Here is a 19625-nt window from a genome sequence, read left to right as displayed (position 1 = left end):
AGGGCGATGCCGCTCCTCTCCCGCGCGCTTCAGGCGATCATGGTCGCGCTGATCGTCGGCGTCGCGACCTTCCTGATGATGCAGTCGCTGCCGGGCGACGCGGCGTTCCGCATCGCTGCGGGGCGCTACGGCTATGACAACGTGAACGCCGCCGCGGCGGAGGCGGTGCGGGCGGAACTGGGGCTCGACGGGCCGCTCCTCGGCCAGCTTCTGCGCTGGATGGGCGACCTCGCGCGGCTCGACCTCGGCGTCTCGCTCGTCTCGGGCCAGCCGGTCTGGGAGGAGATCGCGCATCAGCTCGGCGCCTCGGCGGAGCTGGCGGCGGCGGCGCTTCTCCTCTCCTTCCTGATCGGCCCGCCGCTCGGGATCATCGCGGGGCTCAATCCCGGCGGATGGTTCGACCGGGCGCTTCTCGTCGCGGCGACCGCACTGAAGGCTGCGCCGCAATTCCTGATAGGCCTCGCGCTCATCGTCATCCTCGCGGTGGAGCTCCGATGGCTGCCGGCGGCGGGCTATGGCGAGCCGCGGCACTTCATTCTCCCGGCGCTCGCCCTCGCGCTCGGCCTCGCCGCCGTCTCGGCCCGCATCGCGCGGAACGCGGCGGCGGAGGCGGCGGCCTCCGCCTGGTGGCGGTTCTCGGAAGGGAAGGGCCTCTCCCGCAGCCGCACGCTCCTGCGGCACGGGCTCCGCAACCTCTCGATCCCTCTGCTGACCTGCCTCGGCCTGCAATTCGTCACGCTCGTAGAGGGCGTGGTGGTGATCGAGAGCATCTTCGGCTGGCCGGGGATCGGCCATGCGCTCGTCCACGCCGTCTTTTCCCGCGATGTGCCGATGGTGCAGGGCGCGGCGCTGACGCTTGGCCTCTCCTTCGTGATCGTGAACGCTCTGATCGACGTCGCGCTTCGTCGGGTCGATCCGCGGGGCGCTTCGTGACGAAGGGGCGGATCGCAGGGGCTGCGCTTCTCGCGCTCGTGCTGCTCTTCGCGCTCCTCGGGCCGGCCGTCGTTCCGGGCGATCCCTATGCGCAGACGCTCACGAAGGCGCTTTCGGGGCCGGAGGCGGCCGCGCCCTTCGGCTACGATCATCTCGGCCGCTCGCTCTGGCACCGGCTAGCCCATGCGCTCCGGCTCTCGCCGCTGATCGCCGCGGCGGCTGTTCTGACCGCGGGGGCGGCGGGGCTGGCGCTCGGAGGGCTCGCGTCGGCGCGCGGCGGATGGATCGACCGGGGGCTGACGCTCTTTGCGGATTCCCTCCTCGCCCTGCCGGGGCTGCTGATGGTGCTGATCGCGCTCTCCATCGCGCCGGCCACCGCGGCCGGCTTCTGGACCGGGCTCTCGCTCATCCTCTGGGTCGAGTTCTTCCGCCTCACGCGGGCGACAGGGCGGGCGGTTCTCGCCTCGCCCGCAGTCGCCGCATCGCGGCTCCTCGGCTTCGGGCCCGGCTACATCCTCCGCCGCCATCTCTGGCCGGAGATCGCGCCGGTGTTCCTCACCGCAGCCGCCTTCGGCGCGGCGACGGCGATCATGGGGATCGCGGCGCTCGGCTTCGTCAGCGTCGGCATGCGGGCGCCGACGCCGGAGCTCGGGCTGATGATGGTGGAGCTTCTGCCCTATTGGCGGGAGGCGCCCCATGCGCTGCTGACGCCGGTGGCGGCGACGTTCGCGCTTCTCCTCGGGCTCGTGCTGCTGGCCGGCGGGAGGCAGGCGTGACGCGGCTCAGCGCCGAAGGCCTCGCCGTCTCCGGCGCGGCGGGCGAGGCGCTGCTCCGGCCGCTCTCCCTCGCCGTCGGGGCGGGCGCGCGGCTGGTGATCCTCGGAGAGACGGGCTCGGGCAAGAGCCTCCTGGCGCAGGCGCTGATGGGGATGCTGCCCGCCGGGCTCGCCGCCTCCGGGACGGTGGGGATCGACGGGGCCGAGTTCGACGCCGCGCGCCCCGCCGCCTTCCGCCCGCTCTGGGGCCGGCGCGTCGCGCTCCTGCCGCAGGAGCCCTGGCTCGCGCTGGACCCGCTGATGCGGGCGGGGGCGCAGGTCGAGGAGGCGCACGCCTTCGTGCGCGGAGCGAGCCGGGCTGAGGCGCGCGCGGCCGCGGCGCGCGACCTTGCGGCGCTCGGTCTGGCCGGAGCGGAGCGCCGGTTCCCGTACGAGCTGTCCGGCGGCATGGCGCAGCGCGTCGCCTTCGCCGCGGCAACCGCCGGCGGGGCTGGCGTCGTGATCGCGGACGAGCCGACCAAGGGGCTCGACGCCGCACGGCGGGACGACGTGGCCGATCTGCTTCTCCGAGGGCCGGAGGCGGGTGGCGCGCTCATCGTCATCACCCACGACCTCGCGCTTGCGCGGCGGATCGGCGGGCATGCGCTCCTGATCCGTGAAGGCGAGGTCGTGGAGGCTGGGGAGACGGCGGCCCTCCTCTCCGCGCCGCGCTCGACCTATGCCCGCGCCTTCGTCGCCGCGGACCCGGAGGCATGGCCGGCGCCGCAGCCGCGCGGCGCCGGCGCGCCTCTCCTCCGGGCGGAGGGCGTCGCCGTCGCGCGTGGCGGGCGGGCGTTGGTCGAAGGCTTCGGGATCGAGATCGGGGCGGGGGAGATCGTCGGGCTGACGGGCCCTTCGGGCTGCGGCAAGTCATCCCTTGGGGATACGCTCCTCGGCCTCGCGGCTCCCGCGGCCGGGAGGGTGGAGCGGCTTGGCGGCCATCCCCGGACCGCCTTCCAGAAGCTCTGGCAGGATCCGGTCGCCGCTTTCCCCAACGCCGCGCCGCTCGGCGCGATCCTTCGGGAGACGGCGCGCCGCCATGGTGCGCCGGAGACGCGGATCGGCGAGGGGATGGAGCGGATGCGCCTACCCATCTCCCTGCTCGCGCGGCGGGCGGGGGAGGTCTCCGGCGGGGAGCTCCAGCGCCTCGCGCTTCTCCGCGTCAGCCTCGCCGCGCCCCGCGTCCTCTTCGCCGACGAGCCGACCTCACGGCTCGACCCGGTGACCCAGGCGGAGGTGATCCGCCAGATTCGAGACCTCGCGGAGGGCGGATGCGCCGTCCTCCTCGTCAGCCACGATCCGGCGCTGATCGGCAAGACGGCCGGGCGGAGCCTCTCGCTCGCGCCGGCCTAGCGATCATCCGCGCGGATATCCCTCGCCATGTCGCCTGCTTGACCGGCCGCGGCGCCGGGAACTGCGCGGCCCGGCCGAGATCGCCGCTTGCCACTGCGAGATATTCCTTATAAAAAGACTCAACTAATCACATCACCCACGGGGCGGAAGCCTACGCAGGCGCGCAGACGTCGCAAAGGGTGACCAGATGACTCGCATTCTCAACGCGCCGGCTTCCGGCGTGCTTCTTGCGGACCAGCGTTCGGGCGCGATCGCACGGCTCCCGAGCGGGTCGACGCTCTCGCGGACGAGACGGTCGTGGCGCTTGCAAGCGGGAATGCGCATACCCTCGCGCTGACCGAGAGCGGAAAGGTCTTCGCCTGGGGTCAGAACCGGCAGGGGCGGCTCGGATCGCCGGAGGGGCTCGACGAGGACGGCGCGCCGCTCATCCGCGTCGCATCGCCGGTCGAGGTGGTCGGCCTGCCGGGGGATGCGCAGGTGGTCGCCGTCTCCGCCCCGACGCTCACCTCCCATGCGGTGATGTCGGACGGCCGCGTGTTCGGCTGGAGCGAAGGCAAGTCCGGACAGCTCCTCCGGGGCGAGGATATTGGCGACGGAACCTTCTCGCCGGCGTCGGAGAGCGTCTCGTCTCCGGTCGAACTGGTTGGCCTCCCGGACAACGTGATCGACGTAAAGGGCGGCGCGCGGTGGGCCGCCACGCTGACCGCCGACGGGGATGTCTAGCTCTGGGGGCCGAACGACGAAGGGCCGACAGGCGGGCTAGACGCGCCCTTCGTCGTCGAGATCGCGACGGGGCCGAACCATGTTCTCGCACGCGCCGAGGACGGATCGGTGTTCAGCTTCGGGGCCAACGCCGACGGCCGGCTCGGCTATCGCACCGAGGGACTGACGACGGAGCCCGCCCTCGTGCCGCTCGGCGAACCGCTGCCGCCCTTCCTGCTCAGCGCCGCGCCGGAGGGCGAGGGGCCGGCGGAGGCGACGGCGGACATCATTCTCGTCTTCTCGGAGGCGGTGACCGCCGCTGACGGCCTCATCCGCCTCGTGCACCGCTCGGACCCGACCGACGTGATCGAGATCGCGGCCGACGACGCGCGCCGCGTGACGGTCGAGGGGGAGACGGTCACGGTGAATCCGCCCGGCTTCCTCCGCCCGGGCGCGCGCTACCTTGGGGAGATCGAGGATGCGGCCTTCGTCGATGCGGATGGTCTCAGCCTCGCGTCGCCCGCAAGGCCGGGCTTTGCGCCGCTCGACATCCGCATAGAGGCCGGCTCCGCGGCCCTGATCGGCACGGCGGATCAGAACCGCCTGGCGGATGGGGGCGCCGACGAGCTTGTCCTGATCGGGCCGGGCCGGGCCATCGTCTCGGGAGGGGGCGGCGCCGACACGTTCTTTTTCGGCGCCACGACCGCGAACGGCGTGCGCGAGACCGTCACCATCCGGGACTTCGACCTGTCCGCAGACCGGCTCGACCTCGGCGGCGTGGACATCGTTTCCGTCCGCAGCACCCGCCGCGACACCATCCTGACGCTCGAGGACGACGGCGACGTCGTGATCCTCACCGGCGTCGCCGACTTCGACACCCTGATTTTCGCCTGATCGGAAACATCCCATGCGCGCTCTTCTCGCCGCCTTCCTTCTTTTCGCCGCCGCGCCTGCATCCGCCGCCCCGTTCGGCGTCGACGGGCTCGCCTCGCCCCGGCTTCTGATTTCCGCCGACGGATTTCTTGACTCCGGTTTTCTGCTCATAACCGGCGACATCCTCGAACAGCCGGCGGGCCTTGACCTCTCGGACTACGAAATATCGGGCTTCTTCGGAGACGCGATCAGCCTGCTGGTCTTTTCGGGAGGGGACCCCGTCAATCCCGCAATCGAGACCCGCCTCGCCGCTACGGGGTTCGAAGCGGGGCGGCTGGAGTTTCTGTTCGACGACGGGCTCTCCGCGGTCGGAGTCTTCGGCCCGCGCCTTCTGGTCCAGATCGAGGGGGCGAGTTTCGCCGGGATTCCGTTCGTCGACGGCTTCGGCGTCGGGATGGAGACGGCTCACGGATGCTGGCGCGCTTCGCGCGTCATCCCGCCAAGCTCCCGCAGGAAAGCAGCCTCGGCGCGAGCGAGCGGGGGCGCGGAGGCGATGAGCGCGCAGCGCCGCCGCCACAGGGCCAAGCGCCCGCGCTCATCGCCGGGCCGCAGGCAGCCGGCGCCCTAGGTCGCGCACCGGCCGGCTTAGCCATCCGGAACCGCTTCGCCGGCCGCCGCGACCGTGGCGCCGAGGCCCGTCATGCGCGAAGACTGAAGCGGGACCACCCGATGTGGGCAGGCCAGCCGCGCAGTCTCGCGTGGTCGAATCCGGGTCGATGCGAAACCTGTTGACAGTCGCGGCCCGAGATACTTCAATTCTGTCCACAATCTACAATCTCAGGGCGGCGTCTTAGCCAAGGCAGGGCTTAATGGTTCCAGCGACAGGCGACCGAGATATAAACACGATGAAAGTCTCCGATAGCGATAGCCAAATCCTCGCTCCGACCGTGCTTTCGCAGCAGGTCGGCGGCTACCTCATGCGGGAGCTCGTGACCGGGCGGCTTCGACCCGGAGATCGGATCAACGAGGCTGAACTCGCCCGGCGTCTCGGCATCAGCCGAAACCCGATCCGCGAGGCGCTGAACCGGCTCGAGGAGTGCGGCCTCCTTGTCGGGGCCCCGCATCGCGGCCGGTTCGTTCGAGCGATGACGAAACAGGATGTGGACGAGCTCTTCGCTTTCCGCATTGCGCTCGAGGAGTTCGCCCTCCGGCGGGCGCTGCCGCGGATCGACGCGCGGGAGGTCGACAATTTCGCCAAGATCGTGGAGGCGATGGAGGCGGCGGCGCAGGACGGCGACGAGGCCCGGCTTACCGAGTTCGACCTCGCGTTCCATCTCAGGATCTGTGAGCTTTCAGGCAACCGCCGCGCGCTGGCCGCCTTCGCCAACATCCAGAGCGAAGTGCAGATGCTGATCGCGCTTGCCGACCACCGGTTCGAATCGCTCCATGCCGCCGCCTCCGACCACTGGCCGATCGTGGATGCGTTCAGCCTCGGGGATCAGGCGCGCTGCGAGGCCGCTCTCCGCACGCATATCGAGGACGCATGGTCCCGCTTCGCACAGGAGACGGAGCCGTCGCCAGCGGCCGGAAAGGGCGTGGAGCAGGCCGGGTCATGACACGTATTCTTGGGGTCGATATCGGCGGCACTTTCACGGATTTCGTCGCCTACGAGGTCGAAAGCGGGCGCATCGAGACGTGGAAGAACCTGACGACTCCGGAGGAGCCGATCGAAGGCGTGCTCCAGGGGCTGGGCCGGATCGCCGATCTCGGCGAGATCGGGAAGATCAGGCTGGGCACCACCATCGCAACCAATGCGCTGCTGACCCGCAGGGGCGCGAAGATCGCCTATGTCACCACCGCAGGCTTTCGCGACGTGCTGTTCATCCAGCGCGCGAATCGGCGCAGCCATTACGATATCGGCTGGATCAAGCCGCGCCCGCTCGTCTCCCGCGCCGATTGCCACGAGATTCCGGAGCGGCTTTCCGCGAAGGGCGAGACGGTGGCCGCGCTGGACGAGGCCGCTGTGCGCGCGCTGGCGGAGCGCATCCGCGCGGACGGGACGATCGAGGCCGTAGCCGTCTGCACGCTGTTCTCCTACATCGATCCTCGGCATGAGAGCCGTATCCGGGACATCCTCGCGGAGGAACTGCCGGGCCTCCCGGTCTCGACCTCATACGAGGTCCTGCCGAAGTGGAAGGAATACGAGCGCGCCTCCACCACCGTGGCGGACGCCTATCTCAAGCCCGTCGTCTCGAAGAATCTCCGCCGGATGAAGGCGCGGCTCGACGCGCTCGGCGTCGGCGCGCGGGTCGGCGTCATCAAGTCCAACGGCGGGGAGTCGACGCTGGACGGCGCCGCCGAATCCCCCGTGCAGATGACGCTTTCAGGCCCGACCGGGGCGGTTGTCGCGACGCGGGCGCTGTCCGAGATCACCGGCATCCGCCGGCTCGTGACCTTCGACATGGGCGGCACCTCGACCGATTGCTCCACCGTCGTGGACGGCGCGGAGCATGTCACCACCGATTTCGAGATCGAGTGGGGCGTGCCGATCCAGATTCCGATGATCGACATTCACACGATCGGCGCCGGCGGCGGCTCCATCGCCTGGATCGACAAGGGCGGCATGCTGCGGATGGGGCCGCAATCGGCCGGCGCCACGCCCGGCCCCGCCTGCTACGGGCTCGGGGGAACCGAGGCGACGGTGACGGACGCCAATGTCGTCCTCGGCCGGATCGACCCAGGCAATTTCCTCGGCGGCGCGATGGCGCTCGACGCGAAGGCGGCGGAGCATGCGGTCGCCGCGGTCGCCGCTCGTCTCGGCATGGAGCCGGACGCCGCGGCGCTCGCCATGGTGCAGATCGCCAACAACAACATGCTCGGCGCCCTCCGCGCCGTACTGCTCCAGCGCGGGCTCGACCCGCGTGACTTCACGCTACTCGCTTCGGGCGGGGCCGGGCCCGTACATCTTTCCGACCTGATGGAGATCGCGGGCATCCCGGCCGGGCTCGTGCCCAATCATCCCGGCCAGTTCTCCGCCTTCGGCTTCATCATGACGGACGGGCGGGTGGACCGGCACCGCACGGTCCAGCAGATCTCCAAGTTCTTCGACGCGGCGCGCGCGACGGAGGCGATGACGGAGCTGTCGCAAGGCGCGGCGGCGGAGCTTCAGGGGCAGGGATACAGCGACCGGATTGCGATCCATCGCTCGATCGAGGCCCGCTATCTCGGGCAGAACCACGAACTGGAGCTTTCCTATCCGTCGGACTCGTTCGACGAAGCCTCGGTCGCCGACCTCTGGGCGCGGTTCCATGTCGAGCACGAGGCGCGGTTCGGCTTCTCCATTCCCGGCGAGACCATCGAGACGGTGAACCTGAAGGCCGTGGCCGTGGCAGTCTCGAAGAAACCCGCGCTCCCGCTCCTGCCTGAGGCCGGGGGCCCCGCCGCCCCGCGCGGAACGCGGCGGGTTCGGTTCGAGCAGGGATGGATCGACACGCCGGTCCATGACCGCGCCGCCCTCGGCGCCGGCCATGTCCTGACCGGCCCCGCCGTGATCGAGGAAGACGCCTCGGTCACCCTGCTGAAGCCGGGCGATACGCTTTCGGTCGACCGCTTCGGCCATCTCCACGTGAAATCCTGAGGAGCCCGCGATGGATTACGTGACGATGAACATTCTCGAATCCACGATGGTCTCGATCTGCCGGGAGATGGGCATCACCCTGATGAAGACGTCCTATTCGACGATCTTCAACGAGGCGCTCGACTTCACCTGCGGGCTGGCGGACCTGAACGGCGACATGATCGCGGTGGCCGACTATTGCCCGGCGCAGATCGGCGGCATGCCCCTGCTCGTGAAGTCGTGCCTGAAGGAAATCCCCGCTTCCGAGCTGGAGGAGGGCGACGTCATCCTCCACAACGACCCTTATCGCGGGGGCCTGCACACGCCGGAGCACACGTTCTTCAAGCCGATCTTCGTCTCTGGCGAGCTCGTCGGGTTCGCCGTCGCCATCGGCCATATCGCCGAGGTCGGCGGCATGGCGCCGGGCGGCTTCTGCGGCGAGGCGACCGAGATCTTCCAGGAGGGGCTCCGCGTACCCCCCGTCAAGATCAAGAAGCGCGGTCAGGACAATGTCGAGGTCTGGAAGCTCCTCCTCGCCAATGTCCGCACGCCGCGGGTGAATTACGGGGACCTTCGGGCGCTGATCGCCGCCGTCGATCTCGGCGAGAAGGGGATGCGCGGCGTCTACGAGAAATACGGGCTGGAGACGGTTCGCCGGAACGTCTCCGACCTCCTCCTCTATTCCGAGCGGCGGATGCAGGCGGAGATCGAGGCGCTGCCGGACGGGATCTACCCCTTCTCCGACATCATCGAGAGCGACGGCATCGACGCGGAGCGGCACTATCCGATCGAGGTCGAGGTGCATGTCCGCGGCGGCGAGATCGTCGTGGACTATACCGGCTCCGCGCCGCAGGCGGCGGGGCCGATCAACGCCACACTCGGCGTCGCCACCTCGGCGGCCTACAACGCCGTCCTCCACATGACGGACGCCACGATCCCTCGGAATTCGGGCTGCTTCCGGCCGATCCGCGTCGTCGCGCCGCCCGGAACCATCGTGAACGTGGATTTCCCGGCCCCATCGGTCGGCGGCAACACGGAGACGCATCCCCGCCTCGTCGGCGCGATTCTCGGCGCGATGGCGCCCGTCGCGCCAGACCGGGTTATGGCGGCGGAAGGCGCGACGCATTGCAACTTCGTCTTTGGCGGGGTGGACGCGGAGACGCAGGAATTCTTCGCCTGCTATGATCTCGAAGGCGTCGGCTGGGGCGGCCGTTCCTTCGCGGACGGCAATGACGGCGTGGATTCGATCAACGGCAATTGCCGGATCACGCCGGTGGAAGTCTACGAGACGCGCTTTCCCTGGCGGATCGAGAGCCTCGCCTTCAACGTCGATTCAGGCGGGGCGGGGGCGCACCGGGGCGGGCTCGGCTACACCAAGCAGATGCTCTGCCTCAACGACGTGATCGTCTGCTCGCAGATGACGGACCGGCATCTCTTCGCGCCCTGGGGGCTCGCCGGCGGCGGAGAGGGCGGCTGCGGCGCGACCCTCGTGCAGAACGCAGGGCGGGACGATTGGCGGACGATGCCGGAGGTCTACGGCAAGGCCTCCACCAGCCGCTATTCGAACGTGGCGATCAGGCGGGGCGACCGGGTGCGCCTCGTGACGCCGGGCGGCGGCGGCTATGGCGACCCCGGGGAGCGGAGCGCCGAGGCCCTCGCCCGCGACGTGCGCGAAGGATACGTCTCCGAGACGGCGTCCCGCCGGCTCTATGGCGCGGGGGGAGGCTCGGAATGAAGTTCTCGCAGAACCGCTTCTACATCGAGAGCTACGTGAAATGCGCCAATTGCGGGACGCTCGTCTATGACGACTCCCCCGAGGATCAGGCGCGGAAGGTCACCCTCGAAGGCGCCACGTTCTGTTCGCAATGGTGCGTTGACTGGAAACATGAGCGCGAGGCGCGACGCGCCGCCTCCCGCCCGACCTGAAACCCTGAACCGGGAGCCTGACCGATGACAACCGAGACGATGGCGACCCTGCCGAACTCGCCCGAGGCGCGCGACGCCGCGCACCATCTCCATCCCTACAGCAACGCGCGCAAGAACGAGGCCGAAGGGCCTCTGGTGATTGCGCGGGGCGAGGGCGTCCACGTCTATGACAATGCGGGCCGCCGCTATATCGAGGCGATGTCGGGCCTCTGGTGCGTCGGCGTGGGCTTTTCCGAGCCGCGGCTGGTGGAGGCGGCGCGCAAGCAGATGGCGGAGCTGCCCTATTACCACGTCTTCACCCAGAAATCGCACGGGCCGGTGATCGACCTTGCGGAGAAGCTGGTGGGCATGGCTCCGGTTCCGATGTCCAAGGTGTTCTTCACCAATTCGGGCTCGGAAGGGAACGACACGGTCGTGAAGCTGCTGTGGTATCGCGCCAACGCGATGGGCCAGCCGCAGCGCAAGAAGTTCATCGGGCGCAAGCGCGGCTATCACGGCATCACCATCGCTTCCGGCAGCCTGACGGGCCAGCCGATCAACCACGGCTCCTTCGACCTGCCGCTCCCGGGCTTCCTCCATGTGACATGCCCGCATCACTACCGGGACGCGCTGCCGGGCGAGACCGAGGAGGCGTTCTCGACCCGCCTCGCCGAAGAGCTGGAAGCGCTGATCCTCGCCGAGGGGCCTGACACCATCGCCGCCTTCATCGGCGAGCCGGTGCAGGGCGCCGGCGGCGTCGTCGTGCCGCCCGCGGGCTACTGGGCCAAGATCCAGGCCGTGCTGCGGAAATACGACATCCTCCTCGTCGCGGACGAAGTGATCTGCGGCTTCGGGCGGACCGGGCGGATGTTCGGCAGCGAGACCTTCGGGATCGAGCCCGACATCATGACGCTCTCGAAGCAGCTGTCCTCGGCCTATCTCCCGATCTCGGCCGTCCTCATCAACGAGCGCGTATACGGGCCGATTGCGGACGAGAGTTCGCGCATCGGCGTGCTTGGCCACGGCTTCACGGGGGGCGGACACCCTGTCGCCTCCGCGGTGGCGCTCGAGAACCTGAACATCATCGAGGAACGCGGGCTCGTCGAGAATGCGAGGACGGTCGGCGCCTACATGCAGGCGCGCATCCGCGAGCTTTCCGACCTGCCGCTCGTCGGCGAGGTTCGGGGCGTCGGGCTGATCGGCGCGGTGGAGCTCGTGACCGACCGGGAGACGAAGGCGCCGCTCGGCAAGCCCGGCGTGCTTGGCCCGCTCGCCAACGGGTTCCTGCAGGAGCGCGGCGTCATCTCCCGCGCCATGGGCGACAGCCTGGCCCTCTGCCCGCCGCTGATCGCGACGGAGCGGGACATCGACGATATCGTGGCCGGATTCCGAGGCGCGATCCAGGAAGCGGAGCGCGCGATACGGGCGTCGGCGGCCGCCTGACCCGGCATGAGACGAAACGGCTTTGCAAACGGCGCGCGGCGCCTTTTGATCGCCTGAGGATGGGAGGATTCGATGTTTCGCAACGCGGTGGACCTGAATTGCGACATGGGCGAGGGCTACGGCCACTGGAGCTATGGCGACGCGCCGGACGAGGCGCTGATGAAACTCATCAGCTCCGCCAACATCGCCGCGGGCTTCCATGCGGGGGACCCGAACACGATGGACGCGACGGTGAAGCTCGCCGCGGAACATGGCGTCGGCGTCGGGGCGCATCCCGGCTACCATGACCTCCAGGGCTTCGGCCGCCGCGTGATCGGCGCGCCGCCGGAGGAGCTGGTGAACGACGTGCTCTACCAGGTCGGGGCGATCCGCGAATTCGCGACCCGCCACGGCGCGCCGCTCCAGCATGTGAAACCGCACGGCGCGCTCTACATGACGGCGGCGAAGGACGAGACGCTCTCCCGCCTCCTCGTCGAAGCGCTGCGCAAGACGGCGCCTGACGCCTTCCTCTACTGCATGGACATCTCGATCACCGACCGGGTCGCCCGCGAGCTCGGCCAGCCGGTGATCCGCGAACTCTTCGCGGACCGGGACTATGACAGGACCGGCGCGATCGTCTTCACCCGGAAGATGCGGGCGCTCGACCCCGAAGAGATGGCGCAGAAATGCGTGCGCGCGTGCCGCGAGGGTAAGGTGAGGACGGTGGAGGGCGACGACATATCCATCGCCTTCGAGTCGATCTGCTTCCATTCCGACACGCCGGGCTCGCTCGCCATCGGCACGGCCGTCCGCGCGCGCCTGCTGGACGCCGGAATCGCCATCCGCGCGCCCGGCGCGCTTGACCTCGCCGCCTGATCCCAGGGAGACCAGATGACCAAGGACCTCCGCTCGCCGCTTCCCGGCACCTTCTACCGCCGCCCCGCGCCGGACGCGCCGCCCTTCGTGGCGGACGGCGCGAGCGTCTCGGCCGGGGACGTGATCGGCCTCGTCGAGGTGATGAAGACCTTCCACGAGGTGAAGGCGGAGACAGGCGGCGCCAACATCCGCTTCGCGCTGGAGAACGAGGACCCGGTGATGGCCGGGGCCGTGATCGCCACCGTCGACTGAGATGGCGGACCCCTCGGGCAGGACGCTCTTCATCGCCAACCGGGGCGAGATCGCGGTGCGGATCAACCGCGCCGCGCGCGCGCTCGGCATGAAGGTCGCCCAGGCGCATTCGGATGCGGATGCGGACATGCTCGCGGTGCGGCTCGCAGACATTCCCGTAAATGTCGGGCCGCCGGCGGCCAAGAAATCCTATCTCGACATCGACCGCGTCGTCGCCGCCGCCAAGGGTGCGGGGGCGGATGCGGTTCATCCGGGCTACGGCTTCCTCGCGGAGAACGCCGGCTTCGCCGACGCGGTGGAGGCGGCGGGGATGCGTTTCGTCGGGCCGACGGGCGCGACCATCGCGCGGATGGGCGACAAGGTGGCGGCGCGGGAGGCGGCGGCCTCGGCCGGCGTGCCGACCGTTCCGGGCTCCGCCGGCCGGATCGAGGAGCCGGAGGCGCTCGCCGCCGAGGCGGGGCGGATCGGCTTCCCGGTCATGCTCAAGGCGGCGGCGGGCGGCGGCGGCCGCGGCATCCGCGTCGCCGAGACGGCGGAGGATCTCGCCCGCCTCGCGCCGCAGGCCCGGGCCGAGGCGCTCGCCGCCTTCGGCGACGGCGGCCTCTATCTCGAACGGCTGGTGCGGAACGCGCGCCATGTCGAGGTGCAGGTGATGGGGGACGGCGCGCGCGCGATCCACCTCTTCGAGCGCGAATGCTCGCTCCAGCGCCGGCGCCAGAAGGTGTGGGAGGAGGCGCCGGCCTTCGGGCTCCGCCCTGAAGTGCGGGACCGGATGTGCGCCGCCTCCGTCCGCCTGGCCGAGGCGGTCTCCTATCGCGGGGCGGGGACGCTCGAATACCTCTACGACCCTGCGACGGAGGAGTTCTTCTTCCTCGAGATGAACACCCGCATCCAGGTCGAGCACCCCGTGACCGAAATGGTGACGGGCGTGGATCTCGTGGCGGAGATGATCCGCATCGCCTTCGGCGCCCCGCTCTCGCTCCGGCAGGAGGATGTGCGGCTGGACGGCCATGCGATCGAGGTGCGGGTGAACGCCGAGGACCCGTCAAAGGGCTTCCTGCCCTTTCCCGGACTCTGTTCACGGCTTCAGGCGCCGCCGGGCGTCCGGTTCGACACGATGCTCTATGAGGGCTACGCCATACCGCCTTTCTACGACAGCCTCGTCGGCAAGCTGATCGTCCACGGGCCGGACCGGGCGGGCGCCATCGCCGCGCTGCGCGAGGCGGTGGACTCGCTCCTGATCGAGGGATTGCCCACCACGCTCCCGCTCCACGCCGCGCTCGCGCGCGATCCCGATGTCGCGGCGGGCCGCATCCACACCCAGTTCCTCGAGCCCTGGCTCGAGGCCAACCCGCTCGGCCCTTCAGGGGCAGGAGGAGGCGATACGCGATGAAGACGAGATACTCCTACGGCGGCGACGAGCACATCTTCGTCGAGATGGACGAGGAGATGAGCCTCGACGCCTTCTTCAAGGCCATCTCGATGGCGAACGCCGTCCGCGCGGCCAAACTGCCGGGCGTGACGGAGGTCTGCCCCGCCAACGCCTCCTTCCAGGTGAAGTTCGACCCGGACGTGATCGCGCCCGCGGCGATGATGGAGGAACTGAAGCGGCTCGAGCACGCGGCGGAAGACGCGCCGAAGCGGATGAAGACGCGGATCATCGAGGTGCCCGTCTACTTCCAGGACCCGTGGACGCACGAGACGCTGATGCGCTTCCGCGAACGGCATCAGGACCCGAACGGGACCGATCTCGAATACGCCGCGCGGATCAACGGCTTCGACGATGTTGCGGGTTTCATCGAGGCCTATCATTCGAATCCGTGGTTCGTCTCGATGGTCGGCTTCGTCGCCGGCCTTCCCTTTCTCTATCAGCTCGTGGAGCGGGAGAGGCAGCTCGAGGCGCCGAAATATCTCAGGCCGCGCACCGACACCCCGAAGCTCACCATCGGTCATGGCGGCTGCTTCGGCGCGCTCTATTCGGTGCGGGGCGCGGGCGGCTACCAGATGTTCGGCATCACGCCCATGCCGATCTACGACCCGACGCAGACGATCAGCTACATGCGCGATTTCATGGTGTTCTTCCGCCCCGGCGACATCGTGAAATGGGCGCCAATCGGGCGCGAGGAGCATGACCGGATCGCCGCGGCGATCGAAGCCGGGGACTGGACGCCGAAGATCGCCGAGGTCGATTTCGACCTCGCCGCCTTCAATGCGAACCCGGACGCGACCAACGCCAAGCTGATGGAGGCCCTCCGTGGCGCTTGAGGTACTGAAACCCGGCCTGCTCACCACCGTTCAGGATCTCGGACGGCCCGGCTATTTCCACCTCGGCATCCCCGAGGGCGGCGCGATGGACCGCGAGGCGCTGATCGCCGGCAACCTCCTCGTCGGCAACGAGGAGGGGGCGGCGGCGCTCGAAGCCGTGTTCGTCGGCCCCGAACTCGCCTTCCGCCGCGACGCCACCGTGGCGGTGACTGGGGGCGACATGCCGGTCATGCTCGACGGGGAGGAACGGCCGGGCTGGGCCTCCTTCCCGGTGAAGGCGGGGCAGGTGCTGAGCTTCGGCTATCTCCGCGGCGGCGCGCGGGTCTATATCTGCGTCTCCGGCGGGATCGCGACGGAGCCGGCGCTCGGCTCCCGCTCCACCTACGCCATCGGCGCGCTCGGGGGCGTCGGCGGGCGGGCGATCGCCGCGGGGGACGTTCTGCCGCTCGGGGAGGGCGCCGGCAAGCCGGGCCGCTCGCTGCCCGAAAACCTCCGCCGCGCCGGCCCGAAGGACAGGCTGCGCGTCGTGACCGGGCTCTACTGGCACCGCATCACGCCGGAATCGCAGAAGGCCTTCTTCGTCGATCAGTGGAAGGTCGCGCCGGAGGCGGACCGGATGGGCTACCGCTTCCGCGGCGGCCGCCCGCTCGACTTCGTGCCGCGGACGCCGCCCTTCGGCGCCGGCTCCGACCCGTCGAACATCGTGGACGGCTGCTATCCCTACGGCTCGATCCAGGTGCCGGGCGGCACGGAGCCCATCGTGCTCCACCGGGACGCCGTCTCGGGCGGCGGCTATTTCATGATCGGCGCCGTGATCTCGGCCGACATGGACCTCATCGCCCAGATGCAGCCGCACATGCCGGTGCATTTCGAGGAGGTCGGCATGGAGGCGGCGCTGGCCGCGAGGGCCGAGCGCGCGAAGGGCGTCGCGGCGATCCGCGCAGCGCTCGCCTGAGGGCGGGCGCCGGCGGCCTCAGGCGGCGGCGTAGTCCACCGGCGTGCCGAGCCATCCGGCCCGCCGCTTCGCCCAGAAGAGATCGTGGAGCTTCATCGTCACCAGCCCCGGCCGGTCATTGCAGAGCATCCGCCCGTCGATGCGGGAGACGGGCATGACGCCGCCGGCCGTCGTCGTCATGAAGATCTCGTCCGCCCCGCGCAGCGCCTCCACGCTCATCGGCTCGATCACGGGCTCGAGCCCGAGCTCCGGGCAAAGCTCCAGCACGGAGAGCCGTGTGACGCCCTCCAGCGCGCCCCGGTGCGGGGAGACGACGCGCTTGCCCGTCACGGCGAAGACGTTGAAGCCCGCGCCCTCCGTCACCAGCCCGGCGCCGTCCGTCAGGATCGCGAAATCCGCCCCCCGGTCCCTCGCCTCGAACTGCGCGCGGGTCAGGTCGCCCCAGTGGAAGTTCTTCGCCGTCGGGTCCACGGATTCAGGCGGAATGCGCACCGTGTCAGCCACGATCATGTGCGCGCCCTTCTGCATCATCTCCTCGTCGACGATGGAGACCCAGGGGATCGCGAAGGCGGCGACGTAGTTGCGGGCGAAGGCGGGGTGATAGGGCTTGCCCCGCTCGGGCCGCCCGCGGAGGCAGTCCATCGCCACATAGGCGGAGCGGAGCCCGGCGAGCGCGACGCAGCGATGGAGGATCGCCTTGATCTCCTCATCCGACTCCCGCGGGCTGAGGCGCAGCTTCTCCATCGAGGCGCGGAACCGCGTCACATGCTCGTCGAGCCGGAAGAAGAGCCCTTCCCACACGCTCACGACGTCATAGGTCACGTCGGAGCGGCGATAGCCCCAGTCCGTAATCGGAATCTTCGCCTCCCCGATCGGCATGAAGGCGCCGTCGAGATACGCCGCGCCGGCGGCGTAGCGTGCGTCCATCGGCGCTTTCCCGTTCACGATTGTCTCCGCGTGACCGACGAGACGGCGACGACCGGCTTCCACGGCCAATAGATTTCCTGGTTCCTCGTGATTCCCGTCCGCCGGAAGATCAGGACGAGAAGGAGGATGATCCCGAGCCCCACCTCCGCCGAGTTCGCCGGCAGCTTGACCGAGACGCCGACATTCACCCCCCGCTCCAGCACCCGAAGGATCTCGATGGCGAAGGAGATGAAGAGCGTGCCGACCACCGCGCCGGAGAGGCTGTTCATCCCGCCCACGACGAGCATGGCGATGGTGATGAAGGTGAGCGGCAGGTAGAACGTGTCCACCGTCAGGAGGCCGAGGAAGTGGCCGTAGAGGCCGCCGGCCAGCCCGCAGAGGAAGGCGCTGACGACGAAGGCGATCAGCCGCTGGACCTGCACGTTCACGCCGGAGGCTTGCGCGGCCACCGCATCCTCCCGGCTCGCCCGAAGCGCGAGGCCGAAGCGGGAGCGGGCGTAGAAGAACGCGACAACGATGGCGACGAGGGAGAAGACGAGGCCGACCCAGGGCGTCGTCGTCATCGGCAGGCCGACTAGAGAGCTTTGCCCCGCCGTCCAGGTGCTCCACTGGAGATAGAAGGAGTAGAACACCATCAGGAAGGCGAATGTGCCGATGGAGGCGGCGATGCCCGAGAGGCGCATCAGCGCCAGCCCGGCCACAAGGGCGACGACGGAGGCCGCGACGCCGCCGATCAGCGTCGCCGGGATCCAGTGGTGCGAATTCTCCAGCAGGTATTGCGGCAGGCCGGGCGCGAAGATGCCCTTCGTCATCACGGGCATGGTTTGCCAGGCCGTCGCATAGGCGCCGATCATCATGAAGGCGATGTGCCCGAAGGACATGAGCCCAGAATTGCCGATGAAGATGAAGAGCGCCACGACGACGACCAGACGAATCAGCGCCTCGGTGAGCGAACGGCTGATGATCGGGTCGCCGAAGGCCTGGATGATCACCACGACGGCGGTCACCAGCGCCGAGAGGATGATGAGCGGCCAGAACTCGCGAAGCGTGCGCTGGAAGGGGCTGTTCGGCTCCATGTCAGACGCGCTCCTTGACGGCGGACGAGAGGAAGAGGCCCTGCGGCCGCATCAGAAGGACGACGATCACGACGAGGAAGACGAACACGTCGCGATAGGCCCTGATGTCCGAGGGAAGGAAGGTCTGCAGCAGGATGCTGAGCATCCCGACGGCGAAGCCGCCGGCGACCGCGCCGACGAGGCTGCCCATCCCGCCGACCACGGTGGCGATGAAGGCGAAGAGCATCATGGGCACGCCCATGCGGAAATCGAGGATGCCGGTCTGCACCACATAGAGGAGCGAGACCGCCGCCGCGAGCATCCCGCTGATCGCGACGGCGAGCATGATGACGAGGTCCGCCTTCACGCCGAGCATCCGGGCCATGCGGAAATCCTCCGCCGCCGCCCGCATGTGGATGCCCCAGCGCGTCTTCTTCAGGAAGAAGACCAGCGCCAGCATCAGGGATATGGTCACGCCGATGATGATGAGCTGGAGCTTCGGCACGCTCACGCCCTCCATCAGCGTCACGCCCGCCGAGAGATCCGACCAGAGGCCGACCGCCTTCGGACGGCCCCCGTAGATCATGATGATGAGGTTCTGGATGACGAAGCCGAGCGCGAAGGAGCCGACCATCAGCGTCGCCGGCGAGGAATCCCTCAGGGGGCGGAACACTGCGAATTCCGAGAGAAGCGCAAGCGCCACCACCACGGCGACGATCAGGATCACGAGCGGGACCACCGGCAGCGCGCCGATACCGAGCGTCGCCTCAGTCGCCGCCGAGGGGAGGATCAGCGCGTAGGCGCCGAACGTGATGAACGACCCGTGGGCGAAGTTGATGAGCTTCAGCACCCCGAAAAGGAGCCCGATCCCGAGCGCCGCCAGCGCGTAGAAGCTCCCGAGGCTGAGGCCGTCGATTATCACCTGGAATGCGAACGCCATCAGATCATCACCTCGCCTTCATGCGCCTTGGTGAAGCCGAAATAGGCCTTGTGGACCTCGGCCCCGTCCCTGAGATCGGCCGCCTGGCCGGAAAGCTGGATCTCCCCGCTGCGCAGGACATGGAGCCGGTCCGCCGCCTTCAGCGCGCGTTCCGAACTCTGCTCCACGATGAGGAGCGTGAGGCCACGGCTCGCGCGCAATTCGGTCAGCACTTCATAAACGCGGTCCACGATCTTGGGCGCGAGGCCGAGCGAAGGCTCGTCGATCGTCATCAGCTTCGGCCGGCTCATCAGCGCGCGGCCGATGGCGAGCATCTGCTGCTCCCCGCCGGAAAGCTTGCCCGCAGCCTGCCCCTTGCGTTGCCCGAGGATCGGGAAGGTCTCGTAGATCCGCTCCATGTCCTTGCGCGTCTCGTCCCGGTCCCGCCGGAGGGCGGCGCCGACGCGGAGATTCTCCTCGATCGTGAGGCCGGTGAAGATATGCCGCCCCTCGGGCACCTGCGTGACGCCGAGCCCGGCGATCGCCTCCGGCGAACGGCCGGCGATGGGCTTTCCGTCATAGATCACCTCGCCCATGGTCGGCTTCAGCACGCCGGAGACGGTGAGGAGCGTGGTGGATTTGCCAGCCCCGTTCGGGCCGACGATGCAGGCGATCTCGCCCTCGGCGACGGAGAACGAGACGCCCCTGAGCGCGACGAGGCGCCCGTACTGAACATGCAGATCCCGGACTTCGAGCAT

20 protein-coding genes are annotated in these 19625 nt (G+C 69.3%); 16 read left to right on the top strand and 4 right to left on the bottom strand.

Annotation, left to right across the window (positions count from 1 at the left end; genetic code table 11):
- Positions 1–6: 6 nt before the first annotated feature.
- The 16 genes from ACE37J_RS11120 to ACE37J_RS11045 all read left to right on the top strand — a co-directional run bounded on the left by ACE37J_RS11120 (position 7) and on the right by ACE37J_RS11045 (position 15966).
- Complete coding sequence (locus ACE37J_RS11120; protein ID WP_409711315.1) at positions 7–933, top strand: ABC transporter permease; 927 nt, start codon at positions 7–9, stop codon at positions 931–933.
- Positions 930–1709 (top strand): ABC transporter permease, encoded by a 780-nt coding sequence (locus ACE37J_RS11115; RefSeq protein ID WP_409711313.1) that lies wholly within the window; start codon positions 930–932, stop codon positions 1707–1709. The genes ACE37J_RS11120 and ACE37J_RS11115 overlap by 4 nt, the downstream gene beginning before the upstream one ends.
- Positions 1706–3100 carry an ABC transporter ATP-binding protein gene (locus ACE37J_RS11110; protein WP_409711311.1) on the top strand — a complete coding sequence of 465 codons (1395 nt, stop codon included), beginning with the start codon at positions 1706–1708 and terminating at the stop codon, positions 3098–3100. The genes ACE37J_RS11115 and ACE37J_RS11110 overlap by 4 nt, the downstream gene beginning before the upstream one ends.
- A gap of 297 nt (positions 3101–3397) precedes the next feature.
- On the top strand, positions 3398–3823 hold the full coding sequence (locus ACE37J_RS11105) for a hypothetical protein (protein ID WP_409711309.1): 426 nt from the start codon (positions 3398–3400) through the stop codon (positions 3821–3823).
- A 60-nt stretch (positions 3824–3883) separates the two neighbouring features.
- Entirely contained in the window at positions 3884–4696 is an 813-nt protein-coding gene (locus tag ACE37J_RS11100) for an Ig-like domain-containing protein (protein WP_409711395.1), read from the top strand.
- Positions 4697–4709: 13 nt separating this feature from the next.
- Positions 4710–5303 (top strand): hypothetical protein, encoded by a 594-nt coding sequence (locus ACE37J_RS11095; RefSeq protein ID WP_409711307.1) that lies wholly within the window; start codon positions 4710–4712, stop codon positions 5301–5303.
- A 277-nt stretch (positions 5304–5580) separates the two neighbouring features.
- Positions 5581–6291, top strand: coding sequence for a GntR family transcriptional regulator (locus ACE37J_RS11090; RefSeq protein WP_409711305.1), 711 nt, complete (start codon positions 5581–5583; stop codon positions 6289–6291).
- Positions 6288–8312, top strand: a complete 2025-nt coding sequence (locus ACE37J_RS11085; protein ID WP_409711303.1) for a hydantoinase/oxoprolinase family protein — start codon at positions 6288–6290, stop codon at positions 8310–8312. The genes ACE37J_RS11090 and ACE37J_RS11085 overlap by 4 nt, the downstream gene beginning before the upstream one ends.
- 10 nt (positions 8313–8322) lie before the next feature.
- Positions 8323–10026, top strand: a complete 1704-nt coding sequence (locus ACE37J_RS11080) for a hydantoinase B/oxoprolinase family protein (protein ID WP_409711301.1) — start codon at positions 8323–8325, stop codon at positions 10024–10026.
- Positions 10023–10217 (top strand): hypothetical protein, encoded by a 195-nt coding sequence (locus ACE37J_RS11075; protein WP_409711299.1) that lies wholly within the window; start codon positions 10023–10025, stop codon positions 10215–10217. Before ACE37J_RS11080 ends, ACE37J_RS11075 begins: the two co-directional genes overlap by 4 nt.
- Positions 10218–10241: 24 nt before the next feature.
- Positions 10242–11639 (top strand): aspartate aminotransferase family protein, encoded by a 1398-nt coding sequence (locus ACE37J_RS11070; protein WP_409711297.1) that lies wholly within the window; start codon positions 10242–10244, stop codon positions 11637–11639.
- A 72-nt stretch (positions 11640–11711) separates the two neighbouring features.
- Entirely contained in the window at positions 11712–12494 is a 783-nt protein-coding gene (gene pxpA, locus ACE37J_RS11065) for a 5-oxoprolinase subunit PxpA (RefSeq protein WP_409711295.1), read from the top strand.
- Positions 12495–12509: 15 nt separating this feature from the next.
- Positions 12510–12746, top strand: coding sequence for an acetyl-CoA carboxylase (locus tag ACE37J_RS11060; protein WP_409711293.1), 237 nt, complete (start codon positions 12510–12512; stop codon positions 12744–12746).
- Between the two features lies 1 nt (position 12747).
- Positions 12748–14139: an acetyl-CoA carboxylase biotin carboxylase subunit gene (locus ACE37J_RS11055; RefSeq protein WP_409711291.1), complete on the top strand. Its 1392-nt coding sequence runs from the start codon at positions 12748–12750 to the stop codon at positions 14137–14139.
- Entirely contained in the window at positions 14136–15011 is an 876-nt protein-coding gene (locus ACE37J_RS11050; protein WP_409711289.1) for a 5-oxoprolinase subunit B family protein, read from the top strand. The genes ACE37J_RS11055 and ACE37J_RS11050 overlap by 4 nt, the downstream gene beginning before the upstream one ends.
- Positions 15001–15966, top strand: coding sequence for a biotin-dependent carboxyltransferase family protein (locus ACE37J_RS11045; RefSeq protein WP_409711287.1), 966 nt, complete (start codon positions 15001–15003; stop codon positions 15964–15966). The genes ACE37J_RS11050 and ACE37J_RS11045 overlap by 11 nt, the downstream gene beginning before the upstream one ends.
- Before the next feature lie 18 nt (positions 15967–15984).
- On the opposite strand, the gene ACE37J_RS11040 is transcribed toward ACE37J_RS11045, so the two are convergent.
- The 4 genes from ACE37J_RS11040 to ACE37J_RS11025 are packed head-to-tail and all read right to left on the bottom strand — an operon-like array spanning position 15985 to position 19625.
- On the bottom strand, positions 15985–16911 hold the full coding sequence (locus tag ACE37J_RS11040; RefSeq protein WP_409711285.1) for an aminotransferase class IV: 927 nt from the start codon (positions 16909–16911) through the stop codon (positions 15985–15987).
- Positions 16908–17969 carry a branched-chain amino acid ABC transporter permease gene (locus ACE37J_RS11035; protein ID WP_409711283.1) on the bottom strand — a complete coding sequence of 354 codons (1062 nt, stop codon included), beginning with the start codon at positions 17967–17969 and terminating at the stop codon, positions 16908–16910. The genes ACE37J_RS11040 and ACE37J_RS11035 overlap by 4 nt, the downstream gene beginning before the upstream one ends.
- Before the next feature lies 1 nt (position 17970).
- On the bottom strand, positions 17971–18888 hold the full coding sequence (locus tag ACE37J_RS11030) for a branched-chain amino acid ABC transporter permease (protein ID WP_409711281.1): 918 nt from the start codon (positions 18886–18888) through the stop codon (positions 17971–17973).
- A complete protein-coding gene (locus ACE37J_RS11025; protein WP_409711278.1) occupies positions 18888–19625 on the bottom strand; it encodes an ABC transporter ATP-binding protein in 738 nt (245 codons plus the stop codon). Before ACE37J_RS11025 ends, ACE37J_RS11030 begins: the two co-directional genes overlap by 1 nt.

This window comes from Pikeienuella sp. (genome assembly GCF_046290545.1).
Lineage (GTDB): Bacteria > Pseudomonadota > Alphaproteobacteria > Rhodobacterales > Rhodobacteraceae > Pikeienuella.
Note: the sequence above shows the minus strand (reverse complement) of the source record. Positions and strands in the feature narration are given on the sequence as shown.

What these genes read in the sequence shown, in the direction of transcription:
- pxpA (WP_409711295.1), top strand. Translation starts at nt 11,712, where the DNA reads ATGTTTCGCAACGCGGTGGACCTGAATTGCGACATGGGCGAGGGCTAC.
- ACE37J_RS11090 (WP_409711305.1), top strand. Translation starts at nt 5,581, where the DNA reads ATGAAAGTCTCCGATAGCGATAGCCAAATCCTCGCTCCGACCGTGCTT.
- ACE37J_RS11055 (WP_409711291.1), top strand. Translation starts at nt 12,748, where the DNA reads ATGGCGGACCCCTCGGGCAGGACGCTCTTCATCGCCAACCGGGGCGAG.
- ACE37J_RS11025 (WP_409711278.1), bottom strand. Translation starts at nt 19,625, where the DNA reads ATGCTCGAAGTCCGGGATCTGCATGTTCAGTACGGGCGCCTCGTCGCG.
- ACE37J_RS11070 (WP_409711297.1), top strand. Translation starts at nt 10,242, where the DNA reads ATGACAACCGAGACGATGGCGACCCTGCCGAACTCGCCCGAGGCGCGC.
- ACE37J_RS11060 (WP_409711293.1), top strand. Translation starts at nt 12,510, where the DNA reads ATGACCAAGGACCTCCGCTCGCCGCTTCCCGGCACCTTCTACCGCCGC.
- ACE37J_RS11035 (WP_409711283.1), bottom strand. Translation starts at nt 17,969, where the DNA reads ATGGAGCCGAACAGCCCCTTCCAGCGCACGCTTCGCGAGTTCTGGCCG.
- ACE37J_RS11075 (WP_409711299.1), top strand. Translation starts at nt 10,023, where the DNA reads ATGAAGTTCTCGCAGAACCGCTTCTACATCGAGAGCTACGTGAAATGC.
- ACE37J_RS11030 (WP_409711281.1), bottom strand. Translation starts at nt 18,888, where the DNA reads ATGGCGTTCGCATTCCAGGTGATAATCGACGGCCTCAGCCTCGGGAGC.
- ACE37J_RS11085 (WP_409711303.1), top strand. Translation starts at nt 6,288, where the DNA reads ATGACACGTATTCTTGGGGTCGATATCGGCGGCACTTTCACGGATTTC.
- ACE37J_RS11095 (WP_409711307.1), top strand. Translation starts at nt 4,710, where the DNA reads ATGCGCGCTCTTCTCGCCGCCTTCCTTCTTTTCGCCGCCGCGCCTGCA.
- ACE37J_RS11080 (WP_409711301.1), top strand. Translation starts at nt 8,323, where the DNA reads ATGGATTACGTGACGATGAACATTCTCGAATCCACGATGGTCTCGATC.
- ACE37J_RS11050 (WP_409711289.1), top strand. Translation starts at nt 14,136, where the DNA reads ATGAAGACGAGATACTCCTACGGCGGCGACGAGCACATCTTCGTCGAG.
- ACE37J_RS11120 (WP_409711315.1), top strand. Translation starts at nt 7, where the DNA reads ATGCCGCTCCTCTCCCGCGCGCTTCAGGCGATCATGGTCGCGCTGATC.